15 protein-coding genes are annotated in these 14,492 nt (G+C 62.8%); 7 read left to right on the top strand and 8 right to left on the bottom strand.

Translation table 11 applies throughout. The features are described from left to right. Positions 1-41: 41 nt before the first annotated feature. Complete coding sequence (locus MRY75_RS07380; protein ID WP_292306533.1) at positions 42-617, top strand: YqgE/AlgH family protein; 576 nt, start codon at positions 42-44, stop codon at positions 615-617. 73 nt (positions 618-690) lie between these two features. Here MRY75_RS07380 and MRY75_RS07375 read toward each other — a convergent pair whose 3' ends face one another. Further along, positions 691-1,737, bottom strand: a complete 1,047-nt coding sequence (locus MRY75_RS07375) for an MBL fold metallo-hydrolase (RefSeq protein ID WP_292306531.1) — start codon at positions 1,735-1,737, stop codon at positions 691-693. Next, complete coding sequence (locus tag MRY75_RS07370; RefSeq protein ID WP_292306529.1) at positions 1,734-3,440, bottom strand: acyl-CoA dehydrogenase; 1,707 nt, start codon at positions 3,438-3,440, stop codon at positions 1,734-1,736. Before MRY75_RS07370 ends, MRY75_RS07375 begins: the two co-directional genes overlap by 4 nt. A 138-nt stretch (positions 3,441-3,578) precedes the next feature. Here MRY75_RS07370 and MRY75_RS07365 point away from each other — a divergent pair, with 138 nt between their 5' ends. Next, positions 3,579-4,532 carry an L-threonylcarbamoyladenylate synthase gene (locus tag MRY75_RS07365; RefSeq protein WP_292306527.1) on the top strand — a complete coding sequence of 318 codons (954 nt, stop codon included), beginning with the start codon at positions 3,579-3,581 and terminating at the stop codon, positions 4,530-4,532. Then, positions 4,525-5,754 carry an MFS transporter gene (locus MRY75_RS07360; RefSeq protein WP_292306525.1) on the top strand — a complete coding sequence of 410 codons (1,230 nt, stop codon included), beginning with the start codon at positions 4,525-4,527 and terminating at the stop codon, positions 5,752-5,754. The genes MRY75_RS07365 and MRY75_RS07360 overlap by 8 nt, the downstream gene beginning before the upstream one ends. On the opposite strand, the gene MRY75_RS07355 is transcribed toward MRY75_RS07360, so the two are convergent. Next, on the bottom strand, positions 5,718-6,686 hold the full coding sequence (locus MRY75_RS07355) for an MBL fold metallo-hydrolase (protein WP_292306523.1): 969 nt from the start codon (positions 6,684-6,686) through the stop codon (positions 5,718-5,720). The genes MRY75_RS07360 and MRY75_RS07355 overlap by 37 nt on opposite strands. 270 nt (positions 6,687-6,956) lie before the next feature. Between MRY75_RS07355 and MRY75_RS07350 the strand changes: the two genes are divergently transcribed. Continuing rightward, the gene (locus tag MRY75_RS07350) at positions 6,957-8,006 is read left to right on the top strand and encodes a TRAP transporter substrate-binding protein (RefSeq protein ID WP_292306522.1); all 1,050 of its coding nucleotides are present in this window, start codon (positions 6,957-6,959) and stop codon (positions 8,004-8,006) included. A 116-nt stretch (positions 8,007-8,122) separates the two neighbouring features. Here MRY75_RS07350 and MRY75_RS07345 read toward each other — a convergent pair whose 3' ends face one another. The 3 genes from MRY75_RS07345 to MRY75_RS07335 are packed head-to-tail and all read right to left on the bottom strand — an operon-like array spanning position 8,123 to position 10,092. Beyond that, complete coding sequence (locus MRY75_RS07345) at positions 8,123-8,299, bottom strand: hypothetical protein (protein WP_292306520.1); 177 nt, start codon at positions 8,297-8,299, stop codon at positions 8,123-8,125. A gap of 12 nt (positions 8,300-8,311) precedes the next feature. Next, a complete protein-coding gene (gene rsmD, locus MRY75_RS07340; protein ID WP_292306518.1) occupies positions 8,312-8,884 on the bottom strand; it encodes a 16S rRNA (guanine(966)-N(2))-methyltransferase RsmD in 573 nt (190 codons plus the stop codon). Then, positions 8,881-10,092 (bottom strand): FAD-dependent oxidoreductase, encoded by a 1,212-nt coding sequence (locus tag MRY75_RS07335; protein ID WP_292306516.1) that lies wholly within the window; start codon positions 10,090-10,092, stop codon positions 8,881-8,883. Before MRY75_RS07335 ends, rsmD begins: the two co-directional genes overlap by 4 nt. A 93-nt stretch (positions 10,093-10,185) precedes the next feature. On the opposite strand from MRY75_RS07335, the gene MRY75_RS07330 reads away from it, so the two are divergent. Then, positions 10,186-10,674 carry a peroxiredoxin gene (locus tag MRY75_RS07330; RefSeq protein WP_292306821.1) on the top strand — a complete coding sequence of 163 codons (489 nt, stop codon included), beginning with the start codon at positions 10,186-10,188 and terminating at the stop codon, positions 10,672-10,674. A 65-nt stretch (positions 10,675-10,739) separates the two neighbouring features. Here MRY75_RS07330 and MRY75_RS07325 read toward each other — a convergent pair whose 3' ends face one another. Both MRY75_RS07325 and mutY read right to left on the bottom strand, forming a co-directional pair. Further along, the gene (locus MRY75_RS07325; RefSeq protein WP_292306514.1) at positions 10,740-11,882 is read right to left on the bottom strand and encodes an alkane 1-monooxygenase; all 1,143 of its coding nucleotides are present in this window, start codon (positions 11,880-11,882) and stop codon (positions 10,740-10,742) included. Between the two features lie 76 nt (positions 11,883-11,958). Next, on the bottom strand, positions 11,959-13,014 hold the full coding sequence (gene mutY / locus MRY75_RS07320; protein WP_292306512.1) for an A/G-specific adenine glycosylase: 1,056 nt from the start codon (positions 13,012-13,014) through the stop codon (positions 11,959-11,961). Positions 13,015-13,096: 82 nt separating this feature from the next. On the opposite strand from mutY, the gene MRY75_RS07315 reads away from it, so the two are divergent. Together MRY75_RS07315 and MRY75_RS07310 are read left to right on the top strand one after the other, a co-directional pair. Beyond that, positions 13,097-13,609: a DciA family protein gene (locus MRY75_RS07315; RefSeq protein ID WP_292306511.1), complete on the top strand. Its 513-nt coding sequence runs from the start codon at positions 13,097-13,099 to the stop codon at positions 13,607-13,609. 95 nt (positions 13,610-13,704) lie between these two features. Beyond that, the gene (locus tag MRY75_RS07310; RefSeq protein ID WP_292306819.1) at positions 13,705-14,319 is read left to right on the top strand and encodes a DsbA family protein; all 615 of its coding nucleotides are present in this window, start codon (positions 13,705-13,707) and stop codon (positions 14,317-14,319) included. Positions 14,320-14,492 lie beyond the last annotated feature (173 nt).

Here is a 14,492-nt window from a genome sequence, read left to right as displayed (position 1 = left end):
GTGCTCTTGCAACCCCACGCGCTGCTGTCCATGTTTCGGAGGTGAGCCAGACAACACACATCACCGACCTGACCGGACAGATGCTGATCGCAATGCCGGGGATGCCAGATCCCCGCTTTGCCCACAGCCTGATCTACCTGTGCGCCCATTCCGCCGATGGCGCCATGGGCCTGATCGTGAACAAGCCATCGGCCGAGATGAGCTTTGAGACGTTGATTGATCAGTTGCCCATCGAGAATACGGGAAACCTGTCGGACATCCGCGTGCATTTCGGCGGTCCGGTCGAGGTTGGGCGCGGCTTTGTCCTGCATTCGCCCGACTTCCAATCCGACATGACCACGCTGCAGGTGGACGACTCCTTTGCCATGACAGCCACGCTAGATGTGCTGGAAAGCATCGCGCAGGGGGCTGGGCCAGAGAAACGTCTGATCGTGCTCGGCTATGCCGGGTGGGGTCCGGGGCAGCTCGAACAGGAAATCGCGGCGAATGGCTGGCTGGTCTGCGATGCCCGCAGCGAGCTTGTCTTCGACACCAGCGATGGCGACAAGTGGGAAGCAGCTTTGGGAAGCCTTGGAATTTCACCGCTGGCGCTTTCTTCGGAAGGCGGGCGTGCCTGAGTCGCGTCGCTGAGGTGAAACCTGCGAAAGGGTCCCGAGCCGTCCCGAGGGACGATCGGAGCCCCGCACAGGATCAGGACCGCGTCTTGAACTCCCAAGCGCCTGCGTCGTTCAAATGCCGGGTTGCGCGGCCCTCGTGCCAGAGATGCTGACAATGCGCCATCGACTCGACCAGAGCCAGTCCGTATTCGCCCTCTCCGATGGTCCGTTTGAACAGCGGAGCAAAACACTCCCCAGCGGATTTCGGGGTGTCCAGATGCGCCTCAAGCCGCCGCAGCGCACCGTGATGGTTCTCGATCAGCTGGTGAAGGCGCAGCGGCAGACCGGTGAAGGGCAGCTTGTGCCCCCCCAGAACCAGATGATCATCACGCGCTATTGTGGACAGCCGTTCACAGGATTCGAGCCAGTCCGCCACCGGATCTGCCTCGGGCTCGGTGGCATAGACCCCGATATTGGAACTGATCGACGGCAGAATCTGATCGCCCGCCAGCACGAGATCGTCATCGCGTGACCAGAAGGTGGCGTGTTCGGGCGCGTGGCCATTGCCGATATGGATGTCCCATGTCCGACCCCCGGCGAAGATCGTGTCGCCTTGTTGGATGCGGGTGTACCCCAGCGGCAAGGATGCCACGCAATCGGCAAAGTTGAATGGACGTTCGGACCGGCGTTTCTCGAGGATCGCCGGGTCCATGCCGCAGCGTTCCCAGAAGCGCAGTGTCTCGGCGCTTGGCAGCGGCTGTTCGTCCAGTTGCAGCATCCGCGCGGTCAGCCATGCGGTCCGTGTCGTGACCAGCTCGGCGCCATGTTCGGACTTGAGCCATCCGGCCATGCCCACATGATCGGGGTGATGATGGGTGACGATCACGCGGCAGATCGGCTTGCCCCGCAGTGGCCCGTCGATCAGCCTCTGCCACAGAGCCTTGCCCCGCTTCGAGGCGAAACCGGTATCGACCACGGTCCAGCCATCGTCATCGTCAAGCGCGTAGACGTTGACGTGGTCGAGCTTCATCGGCAACGGCAGACGAATCCACAGGACCCCGTCGGCCACCTCGGTTGCTTCGCCTTCAGCCGGAGGTGTCTCCCACGGGTATCGGATGCCTGTGCCGCTGCGATCCCTCATGCCGCGAGATCGTCCAGGTTCATGGCGTACAGACCAGACATCCCGGCCTGCGCATGGGTCAGCAGACCCACATGTTCGGGCAACAACCGTTCGATATAGAAGCGCGCCAGCACCGCGCGCGGACCGTCCGGATCGGCCATGGCGGCGCGCAGGTGGAAATGTGCGCCGAGCAGCCGGGCAAAGGCTCGAAGGAACGGCACAGACCCGGCTGTGCGTTGATCCATGTCGTCCTGCGCCACCAGCCACTCGACCGCTTCGCGCAGGCTTTCCGACGCCTGCCACACCGCCTCGGCCAGATCGCCATGGCTGGCGCGTGCGGCTTCGGCATCGGCCTCGACCTCGTCCAGCATGCGGAACGCCGCCTCGCCCCCATCGGCCAGCTTGCGCGATACGAGGTCTGCGGCCTGGATACCGTTGGTGCCTTCGTAGATCGTCGTCACCCGCACATCGCGCAAGTATTGTGCCGCACCAGTCTCTTCGACAAACCCCATGCCGCCATGCACCTGGATGCCCAGGTCTGCCACCGACACCCCGGTCTCGGTCCCGAACGCCTTGGCGATGGGCGTCAGAAGCGCGGCGCGCGCGGTCCATTCGGCCTCGCCGGTCGCGCGACCCATATCTATGGCCACAGCACAGGCCAGCGCGATGGCGCGTGCGGCGAAAAGATCGGCCCGCATCGTCATCAGCATCCGCCGCACATCGGCATGCGCGGCAATCGAATACCCGTGCAGCGACGTGCCCTGACGCCGCTCCATCGCGTGTGCCATCGCATGCTGGAACGCGCCATCCGCCACGCCGATGCCCTGCACGCCGACGCCGAGGCGGGCGTTGTTCATCATGGTGAACATCGCGCGCATCCCCTTGTGCGGCTCACCCACCAGCCAGCCGGTCGCGCTGTCATACTGCATCACCGCGGTCGGGCTGCCATGCAGGCCCATCTTGTGTTCGAGGCTGACGACCTTCAGATCGTTGGCCCTGCCGGGATTGCCCTCTGCGTCGGGAATGAATTTCGGCACGAGGAAAAGCGAGATGCCTTTGGTCCCGGGTGCGGCATCGGGCAGACGGGCAAGCACGAGATGACAGACATTTCCGGTGAAGTCGTTGTCGCCCCAGGAAATGTAGATCTTCTGCCCGCTGATCGCGTAGGTGCCGTCGCCCTTCGGTTCTGCCTTTGTGGTCAGTGCGCCCACGTCACTGCCCGCCTGCGGTTCGGTCAGGTTCATCGTGCCGGACCATTCGCCCGAGATCAGCTTGGGCAGGTAGAGCGCCTTCAACTCATCGCTGGCGTGATGCTCCAGCGCCTCGATCTGGCCCTGCGTCATCAGAGGGGCAAGCTGGAGCGACAGGCAGGCGGCGCTCATCATGTCGTTGATCGCGGTGGTCATCGTCATCGGAAGACCCATGCCGCCGAATTCCGGATCCGCCGCAATGGCGATCCAACCGCCCTCGGCAATCGCCCGGAAGCCCTCATCGAATCCCGGCGACGTCCGCACGATCCCGTTCTCGAGCCGCGCAGGATGAAGGTCGCCCGCGCGCTGCAACGGGGCCAGCACCTCTTCGCACAGCTTGCCCGCCTCGGTGAGCACGGCTTCGACCGTCTCGGGGGTGGCTTCGGCGAAACGATCCGTTGCGGCAACTTCATCAAAGCCGACCACATGATCAAACAGGAAACGGAATTCGGAAACAGGGGCACGATACGGCATGGACGGCTTTCCTTGGTCGACGGGACTAAACAGCAGCGGCTTGGCAATTGCACGTCAGAACGGTAAGCAACCGCCAGCTTTGAAGCGACCCTGACGAATGCGGCCCATCCCATCAACAAGAACGCGGCGTCATAACCGATGATCACCACAGCCCCCGAGCTCCTTTCGGATACAGACGCTGGCCATCACCGCGCCGCGGGCATTCTGCGTGACGGCGGGCTTGTCGCCTTTCCAACCGAAACGGTTTACGGATTAGGGGCGGATGCTGGCGATGACCGGGCTGTGGCCCGCATCTACGAAGCCAAGGGACGCCCGAGCTTCAATCCCCTGATCGTGCATTTTGCCGATCTCGATGCCTTGCAGCAGCATGTGATCTGGACACCCGAGGCTGATCTGCTGGCGCGCGCCTATTGGCCCGGTCCGCTGACGCTGGTGCTGCGCCGCCAGCCGGACACTCCGATCTCGGCGCTTGTCTCGGCCGGGCTCGATACGCTGGCCGTGCGGCTGCCAGCACATGACACCGCGCGCGCGATCCTGCGTGCCTTCGGTGGCGGGGTCGCAGCCCCTTCGGCCAACCGCTCGGGCCAGATCAGCCCGACCCTCGCCCGGCATGTTGTGGGCAGTCTTGGCGCGCGGGTTGACGCGGTGCTGGATGGCGGGCCGTGCAAGGTGGGTGTGGAATCGACAATTGTCGGCCTTGCCGAAAAACCGGTGCTGCTCCGTCCCGGCGGCATCACCGAACAGCAGCTTGCGCAGACGCTTGGCCGACCGTTGGCGGTACGCCACAAGGCCGAAGCCATTTCCGCACCGGGACAGCTTGCCTCGCATTACGCGCCCAATGCGCTGGTGCGTCTCAACGCCACCGACTGGGAGCAGGGAGAGTTGCGCCTTGGCTTCGGGAATGTGGACTGTGATCTGAACCTGTCTCCGACCGAGGATTTGGTCGAGGCAGCATCGCATCTCTTCGATTACCTGCACCGCCTCGATGCGCAGGGCGGTGGCACAATCGCCGTCTCTCCGATCCCGCATGAGGGTCTCGGCATCGCGATCAACGACAGGCTCAGCCGCGCCGCTGCCCCTCGGGATGAGTAAACCTGTGCCGCCCGATCCCGCGACGGACAGTTTGCCGATCGGCGTCATCGCGCTCTTGTCGGCCTGCAACTTTGTCATCGGCATGGGCGCGTTCGTGGTGATCGGCATGGTGCCGCTCCTCGCCACCGACCTCGAGGTCAGTACTGCCGCTGCCGGAGGTGCCATGACCGCCTATGCTTTGGCCTATGCGGTCCTGTCACCGATCCTCGTGTCACTGACGGGCCGGATCGGACGGCGCAGGGTGCTGGCGGCAGGCATGGCGCTCTTTGCGCTGGGGGCACTGGGCACGGCCCTCGCTGCGAATGTGACATTGCTCTACCTCGCCCGCGGGCTCTGCGCTGCAGGAGCGGGCATCGTCACACCCGTTGGCGCGGCGGTGGTTGCGGCGCTGGCCCCGCAGAAAATGCAGGGCAAAGCGATTTCCGCATTCTATTTCGGACTGACCCTGTCGCAGGCGCTGGGTGTCCCGATTGGTGGTTGGATCGCCTTTACCTTCGGCTGGCGCGCTGCATTCTGGATTGTGCTGGCCCTTGCGATTCTCTCCGCCGCCCTGATCTGGGTCCGGGTGCCTGCGGGATTGCGATTCACGCCTGTGTCGTTGGGTGATCTGGGCCGCGCGCTCAGGGATCGCGTGATCATGGGCGCGGTTCTTTTCACAGCCAGCTTCCTTGCTGCGATCTACGTTCTCTACACCTATCTCGCACCGCTCCTGGAACACACGATGGGCTTTGGGCGTGATGGAATCACGCTGGTCCTTCTGGCTTTCGGTGCAGGCGCGGTTGTGGGCAACCTGATCGGTGGAATCCTGACGGACCGCCTTGGCTCGGTCGCCTCACTGGTCCTGCTCTGTCTTGGTCAGATCGTGCTGATGCCGGTCTTCTCGGGCATGCCCATCGCACCGTCCTTGCTCTTGCTCCTGACCTTTGTCTGGTCCGTCTTCGGCTGGTCCTTCATGGCGCCGCAGCAGGTGCGTCTGATGCAGCTTGCTCCTTCGCTTGCCGGTGTCGTGCTCGCGCTCAATGCAGCGGCGATCTATATCGGCACAGCGACAGGTGCGGCTCTCGGAGGTCAGGTGCTGGCGCTTGGCGATGTGACCTGGCTTGGCGCCGCAGCGGGGGTTTGTGCGCTGGGCGCGCTGGGGCACCTTCTGTGGTCCCACCGCGCCGCCAATCTTCGTGCCGCGCGTCAGTCGAACTTCCAGAGCGCCGGAACAAAGCTGTAGGCATCCCCGTCGCGCATCACATGCCCGACACCAGGGAACGGGAAGTGATAGCCCAGAACCGCCATCCGATCCGTCGCCGCCATATCCAGAAGCCGTTTGCGAGTTGCCACGGTCTGATCGCCATCCGCGTCGAAATTGTTGTACCACTCGGGATGCGCAAAGTTGGTGTAGGCGTGGCTCATCGCATCACCCAGCGCGATCAACTGCTGCCCACCGCTTTCCACCACCACTGCCATATGGCCGGGCGTATGGCCGGGCGTGTCGATCACCCGCACACCGGGCACCACTTCGAACCCATCCGACATCAGCTCCCATTCCGCGCCATCGACATTGATCGAATTCTGCGCACCGACGACGAATTGCTGCATGTCCACAGGCACCTGTGACGCCAGCCCGTCCTGCATCCAATAGGCATGCTCGGCCTCGCCAAGGTAATAGGCGGCGTCTGGAATGATCGCTTCGTCGAAATCGTCGCGGATGCCCCAGATGTGATCGGGATGGGCATGGGTGATGACCACATGGGTGATCCCCGACGCATCAATGCCCGCCGCATCGAGATTGGCCCAAAGCCGCCCGGCAGTGTCCAGAAACCGGTTGCCCGACCCCACATCGACCAGAACCGTATTGCCCCCGATCTCCACGATCAGGTGGTTGGTGTGCGATGTGTTGGTCTCGGTCGACAGGTAATGCGCCGCCAGAAACGCCTGCACCTCGGCGGGATCGGCGTTCACACCCAACCCGTTGGTCGGCAGGCTCAGATACCCGTCCGAGACAATCGTGATCTTCGCCTCACCCAGGGTGAAGCGGAAATAGGCCGGGTTTCCGCCCTCGGGCCCCCCCAGTTCGGCCAGCGCCTGCGCGCCCGGAAGCGCGAAGGCGGGCATCGCTGCGGCGGTTTTCAGAAAGGACCGGCGTGTCGGGCGCAAAAGCATGGTGTCTCCTCCCAGAGATAAATTCAAATTTGTGAATAACATTACTGCCCGCCACGCTGCAATTCTGATTTTCAGCCATACCGCTATGGGGGAAGACTTGATCGCAATTCCCCCATATCGGGAATTTCTCCAGATACTCCATGGACTTCATGGCCAATCCAACGGCGAATCCCGTTGCGAGTGATTTGCAACTGCCGCAGGGGCAGCATAGATACCCCCTGCGCTGCAGTGCAGCAGCGTTTGGACATAGCTTCATACAGGAGGCGCGGAATGACCTTTCTCAAGACAGCCGCTCTCACCGCCATGCTTGGCATCACCGCAACCACCGGAATGGCGCAGGAAGTGACGCTTCGCTTCCAGCATTTCGTCTCGCCCAATTCGGCGAATCCCAAGTATTTCCTCGACCCCTGGGTCGAAAAGGTTGAGGATGAATCGAACGGCCGGATCAAGATCGAGATCTATCCGTTCATGCAGCTTGGCGGCAAAGCGACCGCGCAATATGACCTGATCCGCGACGGCGTGATCGACGGCGGCTGGGTGATCCCCGGTTACACACCGGGCCGTTTCCCCGAAGCCGAGGCATTGGAACTGCCCTTCATGGTGACGAAAAGCGCCGAAGAAGCCTCGCGCGCGGCGTGGGAATTCACGCAGAAACACCTGATGGACGATTTCGCCGATGTGCACCTGATCGCTGCCCACATGCACGGGCCGGGCATCGTGCACAAGAAAGGTGCAGCCATCGAAGACCTGAGCGATTTCGCGGGCCTCAAACTGCGCGGCCCGTCCCGCCCCGCGACCCTGCTGCTCGACAAGCTTGGAGCCGAACCCATCGGCCTGCCGGTGCCGCAATTCCCCGAGGCGCTGTCCAAAGGCGTGGTCGATGGTGGTGTGATCACATGGGAAATGTCGCCCTCGCTCAAGCTCGATGAGCTGACCGACAGCCACACCGACGTGGCGGGCGACAAGTCGCTCTACAACCTCTACTTCATCTGGGCGATGAACAAGGACAGCTACAACGCGCTGCCCGATGACCTGAAGGCGGTGATCGACGCCAATTCGGGTCTGGAAACCTCGGCCATGGCAGGTCGGGCCCATGACACCGGCGACCGTGACGGGTTTGTCGTGATGGAAGACGCCGGCAACGAGATCGCAACGCTGAGTGAAGAGGTCACCGCACAGATCGTGGCGCTAGGCGACGAGGTCACGCAGGACTGGATCGCCGAGATGGCCGAGCGTGGCCTTGATGGCGCTCAACTGGTCGAGGATGCCCGCGCAGCCGTCGAGGCGACCCGCGGCACGGCGACCGGGACGGACGGGTAGGGCTTTCGCAAAAGCCCATTCGTTAACAAAGGGTTAATAGGTCCGGTCCGGTCTCAATGTTTCGCGCGCGAAACAAATGGACCGAAGTGGACCTATTCCGCCAGGTCCCGCTGAGGTCAGTCCTCGTCCTGATCCCAGCGCTTCCAAAGCAGCGACAGCAGCGTCTCTCCGGCCAAAGGCGTGGTGCAATCGGCCATCAAGACCGGCCCACCGCGCCGGGGTGAGGATGTATCGGCCTGCGCGCGCATCTCCAGCACACGCAACTCTTCAAGGGTCGGGCTGTAGAAATCCATGACTTAACCCTATCACAGGTCCGCCATTTCCCCAAATCGCATCACCGTCACATGCGTGTCGCCATAGCGCCGTGCGTCCAGTCGGGTGAACCCCTCGGGCGCCATCTGCGGCGCGCTTTCCTCCCAGACGACCAGCGCCCCCTCGGCCAGCCACCCGCCTTTCACGGCCGCCATCAGCGCCTTCTCTCCCAATCCTTTGCCATAGGGCGGATCGAGAAACACCAGCGTCGCGGGCTTCGTGTCACACGGCGGCAGACGCGTCGCATCCCGCGCAATCAAACGCCCCGTTTCGCAGCGCAACAGCTTGAGGTTCTCCTTGATCAGCGACTGCGCCTTGCGCCCGTCATCGACAAACACTGCCGACACGGCACCGCGCGACAGCGCCTCCAACCCCAGCGCCCCGGTCCCTGCAAAAAGGTCGAGCACATGCGCCCCCTCGAACGGGTCCCCGAACCGCCCGCCCGCCAGCATGTTGAACAGGCTTTCGCGCACCCGGTCCGTCGTTGGTCGCAGATGCGCGCCGGGATCGCCTTTGCCCACATTGGCAAGCGCCCGCCCGCGCCATGTGCCCGCGATGATTCTCACGCCTTGAGCAGCGCCTTGAGGTCGGTTGCGGGATCTTCCACCGCCTCCGGCGCAGGCGACTTGCCGCTCTCGATCAGCCGCTTGCCCACCATATAAGCGCGCGGATCGTTCATCGCGTCGATGGCCAGAAGGCGGTCGCCCGCATAGTACCAGAACGACACCACACCCTCGTCGCCCTGCCGCGTGACGATCCGGTCATACCCGGTGCTCAGCCCTGCGATCTGAAGCTTCACGTCATACTGGTCCGACCAGAACCAGGGTTTCGCCTCGTAAGCCCGACCCTCGCCCAGAATGTTGTCCGCCACACATTCCGCCTGATCGATGGCATTGCCGACGCTCTCCAGCCGCATCTGCTGACCGTTCATCGGGAAGGACGCGCAATCCCCCGCCGCCCAGATATGCGGGTCAGATGTGCGCCCATGGGCGTCAGTGGCAATGCCGTTCTCGATCCGAACGCCCGCCATTTCGGCAAGCTGCGTGTTCGGAACAATCCCCACACCCACCAGCACGAAATCGACCTCCAGCGTGCTGCCATCGCTCAGCACCGCACCTGTCACGTGGCCCTCGGACCCGGTCAGGTGATCCAGCCCGACGCCTTCGCGGATGTCGACGCCGTGCCCACGATGCACGGCCCGGAAATAGGCCGAGGTCTCGGGCGCTGCGACCCGTTGCAGGATGCGGTCGGCCATCTCGACCAGTGTCACGCTCAGCCCCAGCTTGGCCGCCACCGCAGCCGCCTCCAGCCCGATATAGCCCCCGCCCACGATCAGCACCCGCGCACCTTTGGCAAAGCGCGGGGCCATCGCATCGACGTCGTGCAGGCCGCGCACGACCATCACACCGTCCAGATCGCCGCCAATGCTGGCAGGCAGGCGGCGCGGGGTCGATCCTGTGGTCAGCACCAGATCGTCATAGCTCAGCACCTCATCGCCCAGGGTCAGCGTTTTCGCAGCGGGATCAATCGCCGTCACCGGCGCGCCCAACCGCAGGGTGATGTCCTGTTCCGCATAGAAACTCTCGGGCCGCAGGTAGAGCCGGTCGCGCTCCATCTCGCCCAGCAGATAGGCCTTCGACAGAGGCGGGCGTTGGTACGGGGGAAACGGCTCTTCCCCGATCAGGGTGATCTGTCCGTCGAACCCCTTGGCGCGCAGACGTGCCACGCAGGACGACCCGGCCTGTCCCGCCCCCACAACAATTACATGACCCATCTGTGAACTTTTCCCGTACTGCCATTGGTCTGGATGCGCGTGACCCTATATGGCACAGCATCCAGAATGCAATTCATCAACGAGGGACTGACGATGACAATCGCACCGGGTGATACCCTGCCAGAATCGACACTTGTGAAAATGGGGGCCGAGGGCCCAGAACAGGTGTCACTGACCGACCATGCCAAGGGCAAGACAGTCGTGATCTTCGCCGTGCCGGGCGCCTTCACGCCGACCTGCCATTCCGCGCATGTGCCCAGCTTCATCCGCACCAAGGACCAGTTCACCGCCAAAGGCGTGGACGAGATCATCTGCGTGTCGGTCAACGACCCCTTCGTGATGAAAGCCTGGGGCGAAGCCACCGGTGCCACAGACGCCGGGATCACCATGCTGGGCGATGCGGAAAGCGCGTTCACCAAGGCCATCGGCATGGACTTCACCGCACCGCCCGTGGGTCTGATCGCCCGCTCCAAGCGCTATGCGATGGTTGTCGAGGACGGCAAGGTCACCAAGCTGCATGTCGAGGAAAACCCCGGCGTCTGCGAAGTCTCGGGCGGTGAGGCCCTGCTCTCCGAACTTTGATCGGTGCGGGCAATCCTTCGAAGGATTGCCCGAAACTCTTTGAAGAGTTTCGGCCCGGTGTCGGATTACAGTCCGTGCCGGGCCTTGTTGTAGGCGGACCAGTCGTCGATCTCGGGGTAGTACCTTTCGCGCCAGGCTTTGACACGGGGGTTCATCATCGCCCGCCATTTCCGAGGGAACAGCGCGAAGAACGTCATCACCGGATAGCCGTAGGGCAGTTGCGGGGCCTCGTCCTCGTCATAGGTCTGCAGCAGCGGAAAGCGGCGGTCGGGTTTGTAGTGGTGATCGGAATGCCGTTGCAGGTTGATCAGGAACCAGTTTGACGCCTTGTGTGACGCGTTCCAGCTGTGGCGCGGTTTGACGTGTTCATATTTGCCGCTGCCCAGATATTTCCGCGTCAGCCCGTAATGTTCGACATAGTTGACCAGCTCGAGCTGGAAGATCGCGGACAGGGCTTGCAGCACGAAAATCAGAACGCCCAGCCATCCGCCAAGGGCAAGCGCGAGCAGCAGGAATCCGAGTTGAAGCGCGCCGTAGCGCCAGAACGGGTTGCTGGCGTGCCACCATGGCTGCCCTTTGCGTGCCAGCATGTCGCGTTCGGCGCGAAACGAGGACAGCAGGCTTTGCCGCAGAACACGCGGGTAGAAGCGCCAGAAGCTTTCGTTGAAGCGGGCCGTGACCGGATCGCGCGGGGTGCCGACATGGCGGTGATGCACCAGCAGGTGCTCGGACCGGAAATGGCCATAAAGCGCCATGCACATGAGCAGATCGCCCATCCAGCGCTCACCCCGGTTTTTCTGATGCATGAGTTCGTGGGCATAGACGATGCCAATGCTACCAGACAGAATGCCCATCCCGACGGTCACGAAGTAGACCTCGAACGCTCCAAGGTGATCGGCGCGCGGAATGTACCAGACCAGCCCGAACAGCATCAGAGCCTGCAACGGGGCCCAGATCACCGTGATCAGACGGTGCCAGAACAAGGCGCTGTCCTGCGTCTGTGGGTCTAGGCTGGTCGTGTCGATGCCAAGGGCCGCATCAAGCGTGGCGAACACACCCCATGTCGCGAAGATGGGGACAAGCACCCAGACGCCACCGGCCCATGCGCCCAGGAGCACGGTCGGAATCATGAGCAGGGAAAGCCAGAACGGCAAGGCCGCCCGGAAAGGAAGTCTGCTCAGCGATCTGTGCAATGTGGCGTCCGACATCGGTCTGCTCGGGTGCAATCCATATGCCATGTTTAACGACAGACGCCGGTTTGCGAAATACACCGATGACGCAGCGTCATTTGGTTTTTGTCAGGGCATGCGCCTTGCGCATCACCGTGGGCAGATTGTCCGGGTCGAACGCGTCCGCCTCGACAAACATGCCGCGCTCGGGGGCGCGGTCCATCGGGACCAGCGCGGTCTTGACCGTCAGATGCAGGTGGAAATGGGTGAAGGTGTGCCGCGCCTCGGCGGGCAGGGTGCGCCATTCGGCGCGGATCGGTGGGTTTTCTTCGGGGGCGTCGTTCCAGTCGCTGCCGGGCCAACCCAGCATGCCGCCCAGAAGGCCGCTGTCGGGGCGTTGTTCCAGAAGCCACGCGCCGTCGACACGGCGGGCCAGATAGGCGATGCCGAACCGTGTGGGCTTGCGTTTCTTCGGGGCCTTTTTCGGCAGTTCCTTCGCAGTCCCCGCTGCCCAGGCCGCGCAGGACTTGCGCCAGGGACAAAGGCCGCAGGCCGGGTTGCGCGGGGTGCAGATCGTGGCCCCCAGATCCATCACCGCCTGCGCATAGCAGCCGGGGCGTTCCTGCGGGGTGAGGGCGGCGGCGTAGTCCATGAACACGGGTTTCGCAGCTGGCAGGGGTGTGTGATCGTCGTAGAGCCGCGCCATGACCCGTTCGACGTTGCCATCAAGCACCGTTTCCGGAAGATCAAACGCGATGGAGGCGATGGCGGCGGCGGTGTAGGGGCCGATGCCGGGCAGGGCGATCAGGCCGTCATAGGTGTCGGGGAACACGCCATCATGATCGGCATGCACCACGCGGGCGCATTTGAGCAGATTGCGGGCGCGGGCGTAGTAGCCAAGGCCAGCCCATGCGGCCATCACATCGGCATCTTCGGCCTGTGCCAGATCGCTTACGGTGGGCCAGCGGGTGGTGAAGGCTTCGAAATAGCTTTTGACGGCGGCAACGGTGGTCTGTTGCAGCATGATCTCGGACATCCAGACGCGATACGGGTCGGGGCGCACGCCCTGCGCACGCGCCGCCGGTCCGACGCGCCATGGCATCTGGCGGGCGTGCCTGTCGTACCAGTCGAGCAACGCGGCGGGATCGGGCCGTTCACGCAGGTCTGACATTCCTTTGAACTCGGGTCTCATTTGTGGGGTGGTTGCAGAAGCGTCGCGCCACTAGAATAGTGTTCGACAGAGGGAGTCAAACATGCCGCCGCGGACCGGACAGACACATGGCTTCAAACGCACCTCGAGTCTCTTGCAGACGCAAATCCGCAAGACCTCCGAGACGCGTGGCTTTGCGCAGTCGCGGCTTCTGACCCATTGGGCCGAGATCGCGGGCGAGGACCTTGCCGCGATCAGCCGACCTGTCGAGGTGCGCTATGGGCGCTCGGGTTTCGGGGCAACGCTGACGCTTCTGACCACGGGGGCCAACGCTCCGATGCTGGAGATGCAAAAGGAAAAGCTGCGCGAAAAGGTGAACGCGGTGTATGGCTACAACGCCATTTCAAAGATCCGGATCACGCAGACAGCTGCGACCGGGTTTTCCGACGGTCAGGTGAGCTTTGATCACCGCCCCAAAGCCGCGCACAGTGACACGCCCCCGGCGATCCTGCCCGAGGCGCAACAGGTGGCAAGCGGTGTTCAGGACGCTGGTCTGCGCATGGCGCTGGAACGTCTGGCCTCGAACGTCTATTCAAAAACGCAAGATCGGACCTAGGTCTACGGTCAAACAGAACAAAGGGTTTCTCGATGAAACAACGCTTGATGACGATTGCACTCGCCGCTGCCCTCGTGGCCGGCGCGGGGTGGTGGATGACCGGGTCAGGCCCTGCGCCCACGATCAATGGCCAACCCATCGCGCTTCCGGGCGCCGCCAATGCACAAGGCAGTTCTGCGGAGGTGGTCATCGAAGAGATGGTGCTGGGGGCAGAGGATGCGCCCGTCGAGATCATCGAATATGCCTCGTACACCTGCCCGCATTGCGCCAATTTTCACAAGGGCGTCTTCAAGGATCTGAAAGCGGACTACATCGACACCGGCAAGGTCAAGTTCACCTACCGTGAGGTCTATTTTGACCGCTACGGGCTTTGGGGATCGCTTGTTGCCCGCTGTGGAGGCCAGGATCGGTTCTTTGGCATCACCGAAATGATCTACGACACGCAAAGCGCCTGGACCCGCGCCGGATCGGAAGCGGCGATTGCGGACGAGTTGCGCAAGATCGGGCGGATTGCCGGTCTTGAGAATGACCAGCTTGAAGCGTGCCTGAGCAACGGTGACAAGGCGCGCGGTTTGATTGAGTGGTATCAGGCCAATGCCGAAGAACATGGGATCAACTCGACGCCGTCTTTCGTGATCGACGGCACGACCTATTCAAACATGAGTTACGGAGAGTTTCAGGAAATCATTGACGAGAAGCTGGGAAGCTGACCTTCGTCTGTTCGTGACTTTGTAACCCTGCCCGATGGGGCAGGGTTTATTGTGCGTGGTCCTCTTGAAAACAAACGGGAAAAACCACTTTTTTGGTTTGTCATTGATCGTGCTCTGACTATCTTCGGTCCCGTATTCGGTTTACTTCTCGGGACCTTCGGACAATGTCATAC

Source organism: Marivita sp., from assembly GCF_022763305.1.
In the GTDB taxonomy this organism is placed as follows: domain Bacteria; phylum Pseudomonadota; class Alphaproteobacteria; order Rhodobacterales; family Rhodobacteraceae; genus Marivita.
The sequence above is the reverse complement of the archived record's forward strand: the minus strand, read 5'-3'. Positions and strand labels throughout refer to the sequence as shown.